We start from the raw sequence: 19,320 nt of genomic DNA, 5'->3' as shown, positions 1-19,320 counted from the left end.
TAATGACGCAACTGCCAAATGAACTAAAACACGCTCTGCAAAATTGGCTACAGTCGGAATTAGCGAGTGAGCATGTGCCTACCAATACTGACTTTTTGGCGCTGGGTATTGAATCTCTCACGTTGATTAGATTTAAAAACAATATTAAATCCGAATATGGCGTGGATATCAGCATCGGGAAGTTTTTTAAGGGATTGTCGAATATCGATAAGGTTGCCAGTTTCATCCGTCAGCAGGCTCAGCCTGCCGTGGCTGGCAGTGTTAATCATGAACCGGATGTGTCGCTAACTGCGCCGGAGATGCCAACACCGCAGCAAGCACTGGTACAGCCACAGGCAGCCGATAATAGGCAGCCTGAGCCGATAATTAACGAACCTATGGTTAATCAATCTGTAGTTAATCAATCAGTAGTTAACCAGTCTACAGTTAACACACCTGTCGTTAATGTGCCGATGACTCCTGTCCGTGAAACCAAACTCGATATTGAGACTAAACAGGGCATTATGGTGGCTCAGTTAAACGCTATGCAGCAACTGTTTCAGCAGCAGCTGGCGGTATTGCAGAATATCAGGGGAGGAACCACGAATTTTATCACGGCGAATCAACCGCCAGTCTCAGCATTAGCCCCGGTATTATCTACAACCCCAATAGCGCCACCAGCACCAATAACATCAGCGTTGCCTACAGCATCAAATCCCGCGCCATTGGCGAGCACTCAATCAGGCAAACAATCCGTTGAGATCCCCGATCATCACACTGAGCAGCCTCAGACTGAGGTGACAAAGCCGGCAGCTTCGTCAGGTGAAAAAGCCAAATTTACTTATAAACCGGTTGTGCTTTCAGAGCCTGTGCAATGTGATGCGGAAACGACAGCGTTTATTCAGCAATACAATGCGAAAACAATCGCGTCAAAAAACACTATCCAGAAATATCGGACAGCACTTTGTGATAACCGCAATGCGATCCAATTCAACAGCAAACTGAAAGAACTGTGTTACCCGATTGTGGGGAAAACGGCAAAAGGGGCGCACTTTACCGATCTTGACGGTAATGTTTTTATCGATATCGCGATGGGATTTGGTGTCAACTTTTTTGGGCATAACCCCGATTTCATCCAACAGGCGTTGCAAAAGCGGCTCCAGCACGGTTTTCATCTTGGCCCTGTTGATGAGTCTGCGATGGTTGTTGCGGATCTCATTACCGAAATCACCGGCGTTGAACGTGTCGCTTTCACCAATTCAGGGACTGAGGCGATTATGCTTGCCTGCCGTGTGGCGAGAGCTGCCAGCGGGAAACAAAAAATTGTCATCTTCAATAATGCCTATCACGGTCATTATACGGAAATTCTCTTTATGGGCGGCATGAAGCCCGGAGAGCAGTTCCCACAATCCAGCGGTATTCCTGATAATCTGGGGCGGGATATTGTGGTGCTTAATTATGGCGAACAGCAAAGTCTGGATTACATTACAGCCCATGGGCATGAAATCGCCATGGTTATGGTTGAACCGGTTCAATCACGCAATATCACTTTACGACCAGAATCGTTTATTCAGACGTTACGGAAAATCACCGCACAGCAGAATATCGTCTTGTTATTTGACGAAATTATTACAGGATTCCGTTATCACGCCCGAGGCGCCCAACATTACTATCAGGTTAAGGCAGATTTGGTGACTTATGGCAAAGTTATCGGTGGCGGCCTGCCTGTTGGTGTGCTGGCCGGAGATGCTGTAGTCATGGATTATATTGATGGTGGTTTCTGGCAATTTGGTGATTCTTCTTACCCGCCTAATGAGACCACTTTCTTTGCCGGAACATTCTGTAAACACCCTCTGGCAATGGCAGCCGCAGAAGCAACGCTGTTACATATGAAAGCACAAGGGCCATCATTACAAGCTGATTTGAACGACAGAACAACAGGGTTTGTCAAACGGCTTAATGGTTTATTTACCGCAGCAAATAGCGGGATAGAAGTTGCGAATTTTGGTTCACTTTTCAAGTTCAACCAGAAGAAAAACCATGAACTATTTTTCCATCATTTACTGATGAATGGGGTTTATACGTGGGAAGGGCGCACTTGTTTCCTCTCGACGGCTCATGACGATAATGTTCTGGAGGCGTGTTTCAATGCTTTCGAAAAAACGGTTGAAGGAATTACCACTGCTTCTCGCTCTTCTTCTGCTCGTCCGCAGGATAAACCGATTGCGCCGAAAATGCAGGAAACAACGGTTTTGGCTGAACCCAGAATGCAGAAAAATCTGGCGATGGCGAGTTGGTACGATCCGGCAGCCTCAAAATCTTACAATGAATTCATTCAGTGTGTGATTACCGATGAATTGCAGCCCCACCGTTTGAACAGCACCATTGAGTATCTATTCAATCGTCACCAGCAGCTACAACAGGTTTTTTGCCCTGAAACGTTTAAAACCGTAACGGGACAATTTGACTATCATGCTGCCATGCGTGTTGAGCAGTCTCCTCTTGATTCACCGGCGCAGTTTTCTCAGTGGCAACAAGCCTGTATAGATGAAGAATTTATACTCGATCGCGGGCCGATGTTCAGAGTGCATGTAGCGCAGGTTGATCTGTCCAAACCATTATGGAATGGAACTTCTTTAGCGCAATACGCATCAGATCATTGCCGGGTGGATATCATCTGTTTGGTTGCCCATCATACGGTTGTTGATGGTGTCTCTTTGGATATCTTCATCAATGAATTAGTTGCTGTTTATCATGGTGCCCGTGATTTGCCACCCGCTGCGCAATATCAGGATTATCTGGGACGGCTGGCTGCCTTCAAAAACACACCAGATTTTATTCATCAGAAATCATTCTGGCATAAATATCTATCTGGCTGGCAGAAGGATTTGGCTAATTTACCCGTTACAGTACCTGTCGAACTTACTGAAGAAGGTGACGTGCTGGCTACGGGGGGCTTTCATCTGGAGAAATTACCGGCTGAACTGACGGCCAAGCTGTTGCAATACGCCACTCAACATCGCGTAACACCTTACATACTGATGTATACCGCCTACTCCATTTTTCTGGGATCGGTACTTAAACAATCTCAGTTCGTTATGGCGACATCGGTGGCCGGGCGTAATTTTGATAACTTCGATAATTTGGTCGGGTTAACGACCGCGATGTTGCCCGTCCGGGTTAATACCTGCAATGAACAGCAGCTTTTTAGTGAGTATCTTGACCTGACCTGTGAGCAATTGTTGGAGGTTCTTTCCCATCAGGATGTGACCGTTGACGATCTGACAGTGCAAAGTAACAGCCTGAGCAACCGTTCAGAAATGCTGACCCGTTATCTCAATTACGATTTCAATTTCAGCCCCCGTAAACTGAGGCTGAATGATAGTGGTAGCTGGTCGGTATTACTGGACAATCCCAAGCGTTTCATTGTGGGTCAATTGTCTCTGGATGTGTTCCAGAGTGAGAATGACCTGTATCTGCACTGGGAGTATGCGGCACAGGCCTACAGCAAGGTACAAGTTAAAATGCTGTCCGGTCAAATGGCGCAATTATTGAACTATCTGGTGAGTGCACCAGAGCAGAATGCACTGACTCTGGCTGATATTGCTACTTATCTAAAATCACTGGATGCGCCTTCTATTGCCATAGGAACAGTGCGGAAGGATTTTCTGTATCAGGCTCCGATCCATGCCTTGTTTGAGCAACGTGCTTGCGATGAACCACAGGCGTGTGCATTAGTTGATACCCGTTCGCCGGAAGGGGTGAAGCCACTTTCATTTGCTGAGCTGAACCGTCAGGCAAATGCGTTGGCTCATCATTTGTTACACCAAGGATTACAGCCAGAAGAACCTGTTTTTGTCAGGGTGCGTCGTGGTATTCCTTTGGCAATCTCCGTGTTAGCCATACTGAAAGCAGGGGGCGTATATGTTCCTGTCGATAAAAAATTACCAGTGACTCAGGTTGAATATCTGCTCTCAATACTGACTCCGCGATTTGCCCTAATTGATGAAGATTATGGCACCTTCAGCACCCTCTCTCATGTGCAGTATTTCAATTTTTACGATGAAGAGACGCTGTTACGTCAATGTGGCGTGGATGAAGGTGGAATGAGTGAGGGAAATTCGGCGTTACTGAAAAATCCCGAAAAAATGATTCCAGCAGGCCAGACGGCTTACATTACCTGTACTTCAGGCAGTACTCAAAAACCTAATTGTGTGATGAACTCTCATGGAGCCATTGCCCATCACTGTTTGATGATGAAGGAATATCTGGCGATTGGGCCCGAAGATCGGATGCTTCAATTTACCGATTTATTCTGGGATATTGTTCTGGAAGAACTTTTCCCTGTCTGGAGCGCGGGTGGTCGGGTTGTCTTTATGGGTGATACACCGCCAAGCACTTTCTCTGATTTTAATCAATTGCTGATTGAGCAACAGATTACGCTGGCTGATTTACCGTCGACCTACTGGCAAGGCTGGGTGGAAAGTTTAGACGATCCGGCGATGGAGTATCCCTCTCACTTACGACGTATTTTAGTCGGGACGGAAAAAGTTGATCCACAGACACTGAAAAAATGGCAGCAGCACGTTCCGAAAGGCGGGATTTTCTCCAATGCTTATGCTCAGACTGAGACAACCATCACCGCGACGGATTCGGTAATCACTGCTGATACATGGGTCGGTGAAACAGTTCCGCTGGGCAAGCCATTAGCGAATACTGGTTTTTATGTGCTGGATGAAGCCGGGCAGCCAGTGCCCCGTGGCGAATCCGGTGAATTGTATATTGGCGGCCCGCTGGTATCCAAAGGGTATTACGGTAATAACACCCTGACCGCTGCCAAATATGTGGCTGATCCGTATATTCCGCGTGAAGCCTGCAACCATGCCACTCCGCGTATGTATAAAACCGGTGATCTGGTCAGCATGGATGAGCAGGGATGCCTGTCATTCCTCGGACGTACCGATTTCCAAATTAAGGTACGTGGCTATCGCATTGAGCCGACTCAGCTTGAAAGTATTATCGGCCAGTGGGAAGGTGTTGAGCAGGTTGTACTGACAACAAACAGTGTCATTGATCCGCGTATTCCGCCGGCGGAAACAAAATTACTCTGTTATGTGAAAACTCAGGCGGATAAAGCGGAACAAAAAGCGCTAAGTGAGCGGATACGCCAGTATATCCGTGGTAATTTTGCTCATTATATGCAGCCACATGCCATTATTTATCTGGCTGACTTCCCCAAAACCACCAATGGCAAAGTATCGATAAAAAGATTTCCTTTGCAACCTGACTTATTCCCAAATAACACGTTACAACACAGTTCATTACAGGCACATGTTTCTGAACGCGTCACGCAAGCGCCATCACCGGCGGATCTTGGCAGCACAGCGGGCCGTTTGCTGATGACTCATCTTGGACAGCATGGGTTGAATATGAATGAAAGTTTTGTTGCATTGGGCGGAGATTCGTTAATTGCGATCAAAATCCTGTCTGCATTGCAAAAAGAGTATGGCATGACGCTGAGACTACCGGAATTTATGGCCTGTGAAACCTTGGCTGAGCTGATTGGGTGGATTGAATCCGCGCTGGCTGAGAGCAGGGTTACAGCCGGATCTCAGGCATCCTTACCGAATAATCATGCAGAGATGACCGTGCAAAAAGCAAAACCCGTATTACAGGCCCGTAGTCGAAAAAAGAAGGTAATGGTTGAATGAAGGGGATCAATGGTTTTTATCCGCTGTGGATTGGCATTGCGGTGTCGATTTTTGGCAGTGAACTGACCGAATTTGCATTCGGATTGTGGTTGCTGGAAAAACAAATGTCAGTCACTGCCTATACAAATATGTATCTGGTATTAGTGCTTCCGGCCTTTTTACTGATGCCGTTAGTCGGTTATGTGATTGATCATTACGATAAACGTAAGGTGTTATTGTTCACAGAGGGCATTGCGGGGTTAGCTTTGGCGATTGTGCTTATCTTCAATCACTTTGGCTATCTCAATAACATCGTGGTTTATCTCTATATCGCATTGACCAGTGTGTTGACGGCGTTACAAATTGATTGTTACAGCACGCTGGTTTTCCGGCTGGTACCGGCTGCTTCACTGAATCGGGCGAATTCATTGGGCAGCCTCAGCGATTCATTACCACAAATGCTTGCCCCGATCATCGGGGCGTTTCTGTTCTCTCATTATGGTTTGGGGATTGTGCTGACGCTCGATCTGATGACTTTCATGATCAGTGCCTTTGCTGCCGGATTATTGTTCAGGGTCAGCGCCGTGCAGTTTCTGCCACATGATGATGGCACGCTCTCTAAGTTGAACTGGAAAGCTATTTTTCCTGATATCGGCTGTGTCCGGTTGGTCAGAGCATCGCCGGAAATGACTTATATGATTGCGTACACCTTTTTTAAAGCCATTCTGGTCGGGGGAACGCTAATCACTATTGTGCCTTATTTCACCACGTATTTTTCTGTCGCAGATGCCGGTTACATGATGTCTATCGGTGGTGTCTCCATGGTGATCGTCAGTCTTATCTCAGCATGGCGGCCTTCTATATTAAAACGTATGCCGCTATTCGCGCTGGAATTCCTGTTCGCGGCGGGTTTTGTGGTATTGACCCAGATAAAGAATATTTATGTCGCTGGCATATGTATTGCGCTTAGTTTTATCACGATGCGGATAAGCATCATTAAAATGCAAACGTTATGGCAAACAACGGTGCCGAAAATATATCACGGCCGAGTCTTCGCACTGCGTAATCTGGTTAAGACATTCAGTAGTTTCATTATTTATCTCATCACCGGAATTGTATTGGATCTCTTACTGGCTCAAGAGGGTGGATGGGCGATTTGGGGGCAGGGTAATCCTATGGATCTTTACTTTATTGGGATTACCTTACTGATATTACCTCCCTTGCTTATCTCGACACGCAGGCTGTTAGTCGCTATAAGGGGAGAATAATATGCTCAGAATAGGCATTATCGGTACGGGGGCGGTTGCGTGTTACTTAGCCCATCAATGTAAACAACAAGGATGTCAGGTTTTTTTATTGTCTTCACGCGGTACAAGACATCAGGCACATCCGATCAGCCAAATACAGCTGTTCGATGAGACAAAACCAGAATACGCCGCGAGTGTGGATCTCGGTAGCATTGCTATTGATGGGCATCTTACCGACTACAGTGCTTTTTTAGCTAAAGGGTTTGATCAACTGTATGTATGCAGTAAAACCGTTTCCAACCTGCATATTTGTCAGCAATTGTCCCGCCATAAACACTGTCTTAAAGGCCCGGTGATTTTATTTCAGAATGGGTTTGCCACCGAACGGCCATTCATTGATGAGGCTCTGGATGTCACGATTATCCGAGGAGTGCTCAATTTCTCAGTGACTCAGCACGGGAAACAAAAACTGAAATTGAGGTTCCTGAAAACCAGTTATCTTGGTGTCCCTGAGCAGATCAAAAGAATCAAAGAACGGCCAGAAACGGATATTTTAGCGGCGTTGGATTTACTCAACCGCGTGGGCATTCCCTTCGAAGGCTGTACAGATATAGAGCATAAAGCATTTGCTAAAAATACCCTGAATGCGGCGGCTTCTGTGTGTGGGTTAGTCCGTTCCGGCGTAGAAACCGCGATGCGCAACAGCAGTTCCCGAACCGTGATACAGGCGATTGTTGATGAATGTACGGCTATTGGTGAGAAAGCCGGATACGTCAGAGATAGTGAAAATTTTCGTCGTCAGTCCATGGGATATTTGATGTCGATTCCTGATTTTAAATCCTCCTTGGTTCTGGATGTACTTCATGGCAAAGAAACAGAAGCTGAAACCCTGCTCGCTTCTTTTATCAATCTCAGCCAACGAATGGGTCTTGCGGTGCCCAATCTGGATTTCGTTTATCGTTATTTCGATTTTTACAATACCTATGTAACTCAGTCGTGCATAACCCAATCTTATACATTCACAGATATGACTCTGGTTAAAGGAGATGCGTAATGAGCGGAACAACAGTAAGCTCGCTTGATGGTGGTGAAGGCGTTCTGAATAACGTATTTTCTCCTTATGCTGATTATTTTATCGACATGCTTAGTCAGCGTAATTCTTTTATTGCAACGCAACCCGTTGGGATCTATGAAAGCCAGATTAAACACTATATTTGTCAGGATTATTTTAAGGACGAACAGCAAAAGCTGTGGAAAAAAATCCCTCAGTTTATAACTCCGATTCAGTCACTGGAAAATATCGGGGATTTTATTACGGTTGATTACCAAGGCCGTGTTCCTATGATCGTGAGCAAAGTAGACAGTGATCGCTGTGCTGTATTTGAAAATGTGTGCCCACATCGGGGAGCAAAGCTGGAAAACCAGACGGAAGGATGCAAAAAAGCTTTTGTTTGCCCTTATCATAGCTGGTCATTCAGCCATCAGGGGCACTTAATTGCTGCGCGCTGGCGTGATGCCTTCCCCGAAATACCAGACCAATACCGTTCACTGAATTCAATTAATGCCCGACAAAGATTCGGTATGTTGTGGCAAATGCCGAGCGATCCTCAACCTGATTTTTCGCTGGATAACTGGTTTGCTGCCATTGAAGATCAAATGACAGCCATTGGTTTTGAACAGCATCAACTGCTGAATTCCCGCGAAAGAATGGTGCAGGCTAACTGGAAATTGCTGATTGAAAACTTTATCGAATACTATCATGTCCAGTCTTTGCACCGGAACAGCCTGGTACCCACATTGAATGGTCAATTGTACTCGCTGGATTCCTTTGCCCAGCATGGCCGTATCCTGACTCCGCTGAAAAATCTGGCTCAGGTTCGCCAGCAAACTCCTCATAAGATACGCCGGGAAATGGTTGCGACTTATTTACTGTTCCCTAACGTGATTATCGGGGTGCAGCCTTATCATGTTTTTGTCTCTTTTTACCATCCTGTATCGGCTAATCAAACGTGGTCGAAGACCTTCAACTTTATCCATAACGCGGATGCAGAGATTAAGGAAGTATGCCAGCTGGATGTGGAGTATTTGGCGGAAGCGTTGGAAGAGGATTACGAGGCCATCGAACAAGTACAGAAGAATCTGGAAGTATCCAGTGCTCCGAGCCTGTTATATGGTGAGGCTGAGTCTCTCATCAGCCAGTTGCACCGCAACTTAGCGGCGATTTTACATCCAAATGGCAGGAAGGAAAGTCAGGCATGAATAAGATGGAAGACCAGATGCATACTGATATTGAGATGGAACGTACCTTTGAAATTGATGAAATACAGGCAACTGCCGGTCAGCAAGATTTATGGCTGGCGGAGCAGTTGACCGAAAAACAGCTCTACATTGTGCCGGTTACCTACGAGTTGGTCGGAACGTTGGATCAGGTGAGATTATTGGATGCCATTGCACAGACGATCCAGAACAGTGAAGCTTTCCGTACGGCATTTGTCGAAACTGAACAGGGGCTGGTGCAGCATATTTACCCAGTAGTTGAATTACCGGTGACGGTTGTAGATCTGGCGGGACAAAATGAGATCCCGGATGATCATCAGCAGTCGCAACTACAACGGGCACTGGCTTACTGTCAGAATAATCTGGAAACGCCATTTACATTGAGCCAGCCCGGTTTAGCCCGCTTTCTGTTGATCAAATTAGGAGAGCAACGGCATATTCTGCATTTTTGCCTGCACCATCTGATTTGTGACAATGATTCTGTCGCCTTAATTCTCAATAACATTGCGACTGCATACGCAGGAGAAGCGTTATTAAGTGATGATGCAGGAGCCGATATCCTCGAGTACGCTGATTTTGCAATTTGGCAGGACGAGTTACTGCGTGGTGATTACTTGGATGGTGATAAAGCTTACTGGCTGAATGAATTGTCCGGAGTAGATGGCCGATTGGAGTTTGCTATTGGTAATCCTGTCTCCTCAAAGAGTGAGCAGGGCGGTATGGTTCGACGTTTGCTGGAATCGCATTTAGCTAACAATTTCAATCGCTGTGCTTCTGGTTTGGGTATTTCACCGGCACTTGCTTACTTTACTGTATACGCTGCGCTGCTATACCGATTAACGGGACAGCAAACGATTGTGTTCGGTGTGCCCACATCTTTGCGGGATGATGCACGTCTTGATAAAACAATAGGTTATTTTATCAATGTGTTACCCATTAAAGTAACCTTCAACCCAAAAATCAGTTTTGCCGATATAGCCTCTCAACTGAGTGACCAGCTTTATACCGGTATACAGCATCAGCAATTTCCTTACAGCTCTATTGTGCGCAGTGTCAGCCATGTGCAGCAGACCCCACAAACTCCGTTATTCAATGTGATGTACAACTATTTTGTCGGTCAGACAGATTGGACGTTACCCGGTACTCGTGCTTATCTACATGAGTTAACGCCGGTCGGGGGAAAATTCCCATTGACGCTGTTTGTGGTGAATCACGTTGATACCGTGGAGCTATGTTTTGAATATCAATATAACCATGTTGCGGCAGACTATTCTGACGTATTAATCAACAGCTATCAGCAGTTGTGTACCGCGATGATTCTCAATGCTGATCAGGAAGTATTAGCTCAGTCTTTGCTGAGCGAGGATGATTATCAACGTCAGGTACTGGCATTCAATCAGACCGATACTCTCTTTCAGGAAGACTTCTGTCAGCATTTTTTGCGCCAATTAAGTACAGAACCTGAGTTAACAGCAGTTGAATATTTAACTGGCTCACATGATGAAAGTATGAGTTATGAAAAACTATATTTTCTGAGCCAGAAAGTCGCTGATGAGTTGCGCCGGCATATTCCGTCAGAAACGGCGCAGCAGGCCCGGGTTGTGATTTTCTCCGGCGCTACCCCTTTGGCTCTGGCCACTATTATTGCCTGTTTAATGGAAGGCATTGTCTGGATACCTGTCGATAGCCATTTACCTCTTAACCGTTTGCTGATGATTATTGAAGATGCCTGCCCTGACGCTGTTGTGATTGAGGAAAGTGGTGTAGAGGACAAAAACGCGTCTTTGGTTGCGGAGATATCGCGTTTCAATACTCCGGTTATTGAGCTGACGCGCGAATGGGAAGCGGCAAGCAGAGACAACAGAAACTTTGGTGCCTTAGTCCCGCAATGGGAACAAATTCCCCAGAATAACAGCCTTTGTTACATGATTTACACCTCCGGTACGACAGGCAAACCCAAAGGCGTTGAAGTTTATCGTAAGGGGCTGAATAACTATCTTAACTGGGCAGCACAAACCTATATTCCGATAAAATCTATTCCGACAAAATCCCATGATTTAGGTGGACTGGGTGTTCCCGTAACAACATCTTTCGGTTTTGATGCCACTATCACCAGTTTACTCTTGCCATTAATGGCACGGGGACATGTCATACTGTTCTCCTCACAAGCCAGTCAGGATAGTCAGGATAGTCAGGGTGGGCCATTACTGCACCTATTAGAACTGAATAAACCTCTGGGATTAATGAAAACAACGCCTTCACAACTGGAGCATCTGGCACTTAGTCTGGGGCAGAAACAGACATCGCTGGACGTTAACGTGATCGTTGTCGGTGGCGAGCAGATGAGTCGTACCCATCTGGAGTATCTCAGCGCTATTGCGCCTGAAAGTGTGTGTTTTAATGAGTATGGCCCGACAGAAACGGTTGTGGGTTGTTGTGTCGAGCGATTGAATATCGGGTCAGACCTCCGAAGGCGTCAGGGTGTGTTACCGATTGGCTCCCCTATTGCCAATACACAGATGTATGTTCTCAATGAACGGGGCTGCCATCAGCCAGCCGGAGTGGTTGGTGAGTTATTTATCGGTGGTGCGGGGGTCGCGAAAGGATACTGGCAGCGTCCCGACTTAACTGCGGCTGCGTTTATTGAAGATACTTTCTCCCGTATCAGCGGCGAACGGCTTTATAAAACCGGTGATCTGGGTTGTTTTACTCTGGATAACACGCTGCTGTGTCTGGGGCGGAAGGATAAGCAAATCAAACTCCGGGGCTATCGGATCGAGCCGGAAGAGATTGAATCCTGGATTAAGCAAGTACCGAATATTGATAAAGCTGTCGTCGTCGTTGAAAAACAGCCCTATGAGCGGCTCTGTGGTTATCTGGTGCCAGCTTCGGGGGTTATGGAGAGCCCTCATCAACTTATTGGTCTGGTCAAACAGCACCTGCAAGGCCAATTGCCGGATTATATGATCCCAACGCAATGGCGGGTAATCGATGCTATTCCTTATACCATAAACAATAAGATTGATACTGCCGCTTTATTGATATTAGGGCAAAACCAACATTCTCCACTGGCAGAAGAACATGTGGAGTGTGAATTTAGCTCTGAGATTGCCAGACAGCTCTGTTCCCATTTCAGTGAGGCTCTCAATCGCAGCACGGTTTCGCCGGAGGACAATTTTTTTGAGCTGGGCGGAGATTCTCTGATGGCTGTACGCCTACTGGCAAAAATTAATGCCCATTTTAGCATTGAGCTAAAACTTAAGGCCTTTTATCAACGCCCGTCTCTGACAAATTTGATTGCGTTAGCGGAAGAACAACTGCGCTATCGCAATACATATATTAATAGGTAATTTATGGAAAAACAGGAGGGTAGTTTGGAGAGTAATAAGCTATTTATTATCCCTAAGCCGATCCATAACCCGAGGCTGAGAATATTCTGTTTTCCCTATGCGGGGGGCTCCGCCAAGACGTACCATGACTGGGCTGAATATTTTACGGATGATATTGAAATTGTTGCCGTACAGCCGCCGGGTAGAACAACCCGGATTGATGAAGCGCCATATGAAGATTTGCAATTACTGATCGATGAATTAATGGCTCATACGGAATTTATTACGACAATCCCATATGCTTTCATCGGACACAGTCTGGGCTCCCGGGTGGCATTTGAGCTTGCCTGCAAACTGCAATCCTGTGGTTATCCGGTTCCTGTGCATTTGTTTGCATCAGGCTGTACAGCTCCGCATTTGAGACATAATTACCCCGTAACTCACGACTTACCGCATGATGAATTTATCTGTGTATTACGGGAAATGAATGGTGCTACGGATGAAGTCCTGTTAAACAGGGAACTGATGGATTTCTTGCTGCCGCTTTTAAGGGCTGATTTTAAAATGGCTGAAACTTATCAGATAAAACGGAGATTGTTGAAAAGCCCGATAACCGTTTTAAGCGGAGATGCTGACCCGGACATTAAACCAATTGAACTCCATGCATGGTCAGAATTATCCAGTGAAGGGGTAACCGTACAATATGTTCAGGGCGGTCATTTTTTTATTGATGAAAATAAAGAGAAGGTTATAGAGGTTGTTTTAGCGTCACTGTCTGAAGAACCCGAATGATCCCGGGTTCTTTCAGTCAGAGAATGAGCTGCAGTTGTCGGAAAAACTATGAACGGAAATATATGGTCTGCTCAGTGTGCTCCGCCACTACCCTGTTTTCCTGCTACAAAAGGTGGCTTCGCCATCCAGATTAGTAATATCAGGATCAAGAATATACCTGCTGAAATCCAAAAAATTTCATTAGCTGAAATGATCAACCCCTGATGAGTGATCTCTTTTGCCAGATAGGCGGCAATTTGCTGATCATTCATTCCCAATTGAGAGAGTTGCTGATGAACCTGCTGATAATTGGGGTTATACGGGGTGATCTGCTCGGTAAAGTTTGCATGATGCATCGATTCACGTTGTGTCCACAGTGTGGTTGTGATCGATGTACCAATTGAGCCTGATAATATACGGGTAAAGTTTGACAGGCTGGAAGCGGATGCCATGCGTTCAGGCCCCAAACCTGACAAAGTGATGGTTGTCAGTGGCATGAAGAAGCAGGCCATCGCAAGCCCCTGCAAAAATTGGGGCCATGCCGCCGCTGCAAAATCCATTCCTGGTTCGAATGTATATGCCCGCCAGTAAAAACAGATAGCATAAACAATAAAACTGAAGGTGATGAGGACACGCATGTCAACTTTATGACCATATTTACCGAAAAGTGGTGACAGTAACAGCGGGAGTATCCCCACCGGTGCGGCTGCAAAACCGGCCCATGTTGCGGTATAGCCAAACACTTCCTGTAGTAGCTGCGGTAGCAGAACGATGCTGCCGAAATACAACATAAAGGCGAGGCTGATACTCAGTGTTCCGATAGTAAAATTACGCTCCCGGAACAATGAAAGGTCGATAATGGGGTTATCGTCGGTTAATTCCCATATGACCAAAAGCACTAATGAAATAACAGCAACCGTTGCCAGAACAATAATTTCAGTCGAGTTAAACCAATCCAGCTCCTTACCCTTATCAAGCATGATCTGTAGAGAGCCGACACCTGCGATGAGCAAAATTAAGCCAATTGTATCAATCGGTTTAATTTCTGTTTTGGTTTCCCGGCCCCGCAGGAGTTTCATTGTGACAAAGATAATTCCGATACCAAGAGGGACGTTAATAAAGAAAATCCAGCCCCAGTGATAGTTATCACTGATATAACCGCCCAGTATCGGGCCACAAATGGGAGCAACCACCACCATGACAGACCAGAGTGCCAGCGCCATATTCCGCTTGGCTGGTGGATAGTTATTCAATAACAGGCTTTGGCAAAGCGGAAGCACTGGGCCTGCGACTAACCCCTGAATAATACGAAAAGCGATTAACATCTCAAGGCTGCCTGAGATCCCACACAGCCATGAAGAGAGGGTAAACAGTGCTGTAGACCAGATGAACAGCCTGACTTCACCAATGCGTTTTGCCAGCCAGCCGGTAATGGGGATGGATATGGCGTTTGCAACCCCAAACGAAGTGATAACCCATGTTCCCTGAGAATTGGATGCACCTAAATTCCCCGCAATGGTTGGTATGGCAACATTGGCGATGGTTGAATCCAAGACCAGCATAAAAGTAGCCATTGCGAGAGAAATGGTCACTAACGCCAGTTTTGCGCCTGTAAGTGGTGCTCGTGTTACCATGGCTCCCCCTTATAATTAATTCTTCAGGTTACTATTAATGATGTCAGTAACTATTTTGTTTGCAGGAGACATGTCTATCGCCAACGCATTTGTGTGATAGGCTGGTTTAATGCGTTCAGTAGTGGATAAGGCAATTCCGTTGGTATCCGCTGTATCAACGGTGGTTTTTGTTGACAGCCCGATACGAAGAGGATGTTTTATCAGGTTTTCTGAGTCAATTTCAATGCGGACAGGCAGGCGCTGGACAACCTTGATCCAGTTTCCACTGGCATTCTGGGCAGGTAGCAGAGAAAAGGCGCTGCCTGTTCCCATATCAAGGCCAACAACTTTTCCTGTATATACGATCTTATCACCGTAAAAATCACTGACGATTTTTGCTGGTTGACCAATGCGCATATTGACGAGCTGGGTTTCTTTGAAGTTAGCTTCAATCCACATGCCGGTGGCGGGTACGATAGCCATTAAAGGCGTTCCTGTATTGATGCGGGAGCCTATCTGTACATTACGGCGGGAAACATACCCGTCTACAGGGCTGACAATTTTGGTTCTCTGTAAATTCAGCCAGGCATCACGGACATCGGAGGCTGCTTTTTCCACTGCGGGTTGTTTTTCCAGCGGTGTATGCAAAATAACAGCCTGATTACTATTGTACTGTTCAATTGCGACATTCAAATCTGCCTGAGCAAGCGCTACACTTTCATAAGCATGTTGTAGCTCTTCTTTACCAATTACTTCTCGGCTACCCAATATTTTCCTGCGGTCAAAATCATTCTGTGCTTTTCTGAGGGCAATTTTTTTCTGTGCAATGACTGCCTGATATTTTTCACTATCAACGATCTGTTGCTGAGTATTCCGAACCGCCATGGCAAGTCCGTTCTGTGCTTTTTTTAGTGCAAGTTCTGCATCTGTAGGATCGAGCTGAACCAGAACACTGCCACTTTTCACGAAATCGGTATTATCAAAATAGACCGTGGTGACACTGCCACTTACCTGAGACATGATCTGAATCTGATTACCTGTGACATAGGCGTTATCCGTTTCTTGCTGGTGGCGCGAGAAGAGATACCAGTAAATGGCATAAATAACTCCGACGATGAGAAATAATAAAGAGATTAAGATCAATGTATTGCGACGAGAGCGTTTTTTGTTTCTCATATTTTTTTGAGGTTGATTCGAAGTTGGTGGTACTGGATTTCCCTCACTAGAACTCATAGTGAATCTCCGTAATTTCGGTTTATGTTGCTGTACGACATAAATATTATAAAAACCATTCAATTCCAGTAGTGTAGATGACACTACTGGAAAAGATAGACTTATGGGATTGATTATTATCAGAGGCTAATCGTTAGCCATATGAAGTATCAAATGATACCGGCTAGCGGAAAAGTTTTTTTAGGTCATATTGCCATAATATGATTTTTTGACTCAGTACTACTGTTCAGGGAGAAACAATCACTTTTTCAAACAATCCCCAATATTATCCAACTGTGTCAGCAATTTTCTCATCAAATTCTCTAATTGTTTCTGTTCCTCCAGATCAAGGGCAGACCAAAGTTTAACCAAGCACTCATGCTGAGGCGGGAGTAAACTATTCAAAAAAATTGTACCTTTTTCTGTCAGATGAAGATGGAGACAACGGCGGTCGTTGTGGCTCTCCTTTCTTTCTATCCAGCCTTGCTTCTCTAATTCATCAGCAATTCGAGTTGCGTTTGTACGAGAAGAACCCAACGCTGCACTAAGTTCTGATGGCTGAATGCTGCGACTTTCTTTGGTATCCAGGATCATCAGTGCCATAAACAAGGTTTCGTTGATTCCTTGAGCTCTCAGCATGTTATTTCTATTTTCCAGCATCTTACTCTGGACATGCATCGATAAGCGAGTCAGTAATATCTCTTGATAGGGCAAACTTTTGTTCAACTCTTTTTGCTGTGCAACACGGCAATTAAGCAACTCTTCTGTGGGAGTGAATGAACTTTCCATTGTTTAGATACCTTATTAGTTTCAACCGGTAAAGTAACTTCTGTTAAAAACCATACAAATACTATATTAAAAGTTAAATTTAGCAATTATAGTTATTTATTATCATCATATTTCTTTTAATATTGATACCTAATTCATAAATACTTTGAATGTTAATCCAAAAATGGCTGCTCCGGACAGTGTAGATATGATAATGCTACGTGTCTTATAGAAGCATATACCAATAGCCAGACAGCCCAACAGTGTAGGAAAAAACTTGTTATGTGCCCGCATCACCTCAGGAATTCCTGCAACGATGAGGAGCGAACAAATTGATGCCACTCCAATACTGTCCAATATGATCCCGATGTTTCCCATTTTTGCTCCGGGAGAACGATTCGAGCCAAAGCACAGTGGCAGATAGCGGAACAAAAAGTTGGCTATTCCTACAACCATTCCAATTATGAATATATTATGATCAATCATGAGATGCTTTTTCCCCCACTTGAGTTAGGTGAGCTTGTACAAGAGCACCTAAGCAGCCGCCAATAATTCCTGTCAGGATGGCAACCGGGATAGAAAAAAACATGACACCTATTAACGCGCCTGCCAGAGAAGCAATAACGCAGTAATTATTTTGTTTTTTGAAGGAAGAGAGCAGAAAACTTAAAAACAGGGCTGGCAGCATAAATATCATCGCTGCTTCAATAGCGGGATATGATTCGAGATAACCATTACCCAGCAATGCGCCTGCTACTGTGCCCAATACCCATGACAGCAAGGAACACATGGCAATGGCGACCATCCAGTTTTCGCTCCAGCTGCGCTGATCTTTTATTAATTTCGTTGTAGCAGCGGCGAAAACTTCATCGGTTAACCCGAACGCCCAAATAACCGTTTTCTTTTGGGATAACTTTTGCTTGAGCCGATAACGCAAGGCTGGGCCATACAGAATGTGGCGGATATCCATAGCCATAACCGTCAGGGCTGCAATCCATAAAGATGTACCTGCACTGAGTAATGCAGTGATGACGAATTGACTGGCACCTGCGTAGATAACACACGAAAAAAATATGGCTTCGAGAGGAGAAAAACCCAGTTTGACAGCACTCAGACCGAAAGCAAAAGAGATGGGAATATAGCCGATAACAATGGGGAGACTATCAAAAATACCTTCAATAAATGAGGAACTTTTGCCTGTTATAGTTTGGTCATTTATCGGCGTGTCTGAACTTAAGCTATCGGGCACGGGTGTATCAGGTATCGACATAGAGTAATTTATTTTTTTGTTAACAGGTAAAACAACATTAACGAAATATAATAAAAGTGAAAATGTGAAATGTCTAAATTATTTAATAAATATTATTGAGAACAATGATTTTGATCGAAAAAATGGAGTAATCAGGGATATGGTTGTTGATTTGTTAATAAATTTATGTGTGGCCATGAACAGGAGCAGAGGAAAGAATTTTTGCTTTATGGATTTTCTGATTACTCGGCAGAAGAGTGTATTGTATGTTGTCTGAACAGGTTTCCTGTCTGAGCTATCATTTTTCTGCATCACCATGAATCTCTTTTTCCGGTGATTTTTTTATCGGGTTCTAAATTTTCTCACCAATGTATATCCCCTGATTATATTTTTTGCCGTATTAAAATATGGCGTGAGTGAAAATTAGTCTGACCGGAAATCATACTGTTTTTATTGTGGGAGAATTTCCCGTTATTAGTTATCTGAACTTATACAATTATCTTGTCTATTGATATTTTTCTGGCTTTTAAACAGTTTTATCAGGCGATTATGAAGACATACATCCTGCTTTTTTTGCAATTGTTCAGATTTATCGTAGTTGGATTCCAATAAATTAACAGCCTGTTTTGGACAATAACTGAATACGTTATATAAATTCTTAACTTTGGGTTTAATTGTCATGTAATAAATATTTAGCTTTGTGAAAAGGTATATTCTCTTTAATAGCTTAATCTAGATAAATTTTCCAAGCTATATACCGAAGCGCTGAGATATGCTGACAAATTATTGTTTATTATTGTTAATCAAAAGATAATCTGTTTTGTAGATAACTGTTTGCATTTAAGACTTAATTTGAATCTTTCATTGCAGGCAGCGTGATTTAATAGAAAAAATATTGATGTTATGGCTGGGATGAAAAATAACTCCTCGGGAGTTTATCTCTTCTGGGGGAGGATATACGTTGAGATTTATTTGTTATCGCTGCCAGATGAAAAGTGTTTGCATCTGATTTTCGATGAGTATAACTACCCGCGATCCAATGGTGTTTGCCATAAATTATCACTCTTCTGGTAAAATTCTTTATTGATCCGGGCACTTATTGAAGAATAAAAAAGAGTATTGATGCATTACACTTTGATAATCTCTTTATGAGAACTATACTATATATAGATTTGTATTTATTTT

The 19,320-nt window shown here is 44.5% G+C and carries 11 protein-coding genes; 6 read left to right on the top strand and 5 right to left on the bottom strand.

The window, feature by feature from the left end:
- Positions 1–2 precede the first annotated feature (2 nt).
- From AACX68_RS10055 to AACX68_RS10030, 6 genes are read left to right on the top strand one after another with little or no spacing between them, the layout of a single operon-like run.
- Positions 3–5,690: a non-ribosomal peptide synthetase gene (locus tag AACX68_RS10055; RefSeq protein ID WP_228859025.1), complete on the top strand. Its 5,688-nt coding sequence runs from the start codon at positions 3–5 to the stop codon at positions 5,688–5,690.
- Positions 5,687–6,937 carry an MFS transporter gene (locus AACX68_RS10050; protein ID WP_228859024.1) on the top strand — a complete coding sequence of 417 codons (1,251 nt, stop codon included), beginning with the start codon at positions 5,687–5,689 and terminating at the stop codon, positions 6,935–6,937. The genes AACX68_RS10055 and AACX68_RS10050 overlap by 4 nt, the downstream gene beginning before the upstream one ends.
- 1 nt (position 6,938) lies before the next feature.
- Complete coding sequence (locus AACX68_RS10045; RefSeq protein WP_228859023.1) at positions 6,939–7,970, top strand: ketopantoate reductase family protein; 1,032 nt, start codon at positions 6,939–6,941, stop codon at positions 7,968–7,970.
- Positions 7,970–9,175 carry an aromatic ring-hydroxylating oxygenase subunit alpha gene (locus tag AACX68_RS10040; RefSeq protein WP_228859022.1) on the top strand — a complete coding sequence of 402 codons (1,206 nt, stop codon included), beginning with the start codon at positions 7,970–7,972 and terminating at the stop codon, positions 9,173–9,175. Before AACX68_RS10045 ends, AACX68_RS10040 begins: the two co-directional genes overlap by 1 nt.
- Complete coding sequence (locus AACX68_RS10035) at positions 9,172–12,543, top strand: non-ribosomal peptide synthetase (protein WP_228859021.1); 3,372 nt, start codon at positions 9,172–9,174, stop codon at positions 12,541–12,543. The genes AACX68_RS10040 and AACX68_RS10035 overlap by 4 nt, the downstream gene beginning before the upstream one ends.
- Positions 12,544–12,546: 3 nt before the next feature.
- Positions 12,547–13,314 carry a thioesterase II family protein gene (locus tag AACX68_RS10030; protein WP_228859020.1) on the top strand — a complete coding sequence of 256 codons (768 nt, stop codon included), beginning with the start codon at positions 12,547–12,549 and terminating at the stop codon, positions 13,312–13,314.
- 71 nt (positions 13,315–13,385) lie between these two features.
- Here AACX68_RS10030 and emrB read toward each other — a convergent pair whose 3' ends face one another.
- The 5 genes from emrB to AACX68_RS10005 form a co-directional block, all read right to left on the bottom strand.
- Positions 13,386–14,927, bottom strand: coding sequence for a multidrug efflux MFS transporter permease subunit EmrB (emrB, locus tag AACX68_RS10025; RefSeq protein ID WP_228859019.1), 1,542 nt, complete (start codon positions 14,925–14,927; stop codon positions 13,386–13,388).
- Positions 14,928–14,942: 15 nt separating this feature from the next.
- Complete coding sequence (emrA, locus tag AACX68_RS10020; protein WP_255705520.1) at positions 14,943–16,139, bottom strand: multidrug efflux MFS transporter periplasmic adaptor subunit EmrA; 1,197 nt, start codon at positions 16,137–16,139, stop codon at positions 14,943–14,945.
- Between the two features lie 240 nt (positions 16,140–16,379).
- Entirely contained in the window at positions 16,380–16,907 is a 528-nt protein-coding gene (mprA, locus tag AACX68_RS10015) for a transcriptional repressor MprA (protein WP_099121678.1), read from the bottom strand.
- A gap of 129 nt (positions 16,908–17,036) precedes the next feature.
- Positions 17,037–17,372 carry an L-valine transporter subunit YgaH gene (gene ygaH, locus AACX68_RS10010; protein ID WP_228859018.1) on the bottom strand — a complete coding sequence of 112 codons (336 nt, stop codon included), beginning with the start codon at positions 17,370–17,372 and terminating at the stop codon, positions 17,037–17,039.
- Complete coding sequence (locus AACX68_RS10005; protein WP_228859017.1) at positions 17,365–18,156, bottom strand: AzlC family ABC transporter permease; 792 nt, start codon at positions 18,154–18,156, stop codon at positions 17,365–17,367. The genes ygaH and AACX68_RS10005 overlap by 8 nt, the downstream gene beginning before the upstream one ends.
- Between the last annotated feature and the right edge of the window lie 1,164 nt (positions 18,157–19,320).

Origin of the sequence: Xenorhabdus sp. PB61.4 (genome assembly GCF_963894935.1) — a bacterium.
GTDB classification, from domain to species: domain Bacteria; phylum Pseudomonadota; class Gammaproteobacteria; order Enterobacterales; family Enterobacteriaceae; genus Xenorhabdus; species Xenorhabdus stockiae.
Note: the sequence above shows the minus strand (reverse complement) of the source record. Positions and strands in the feature narration are given on the sequence as shown.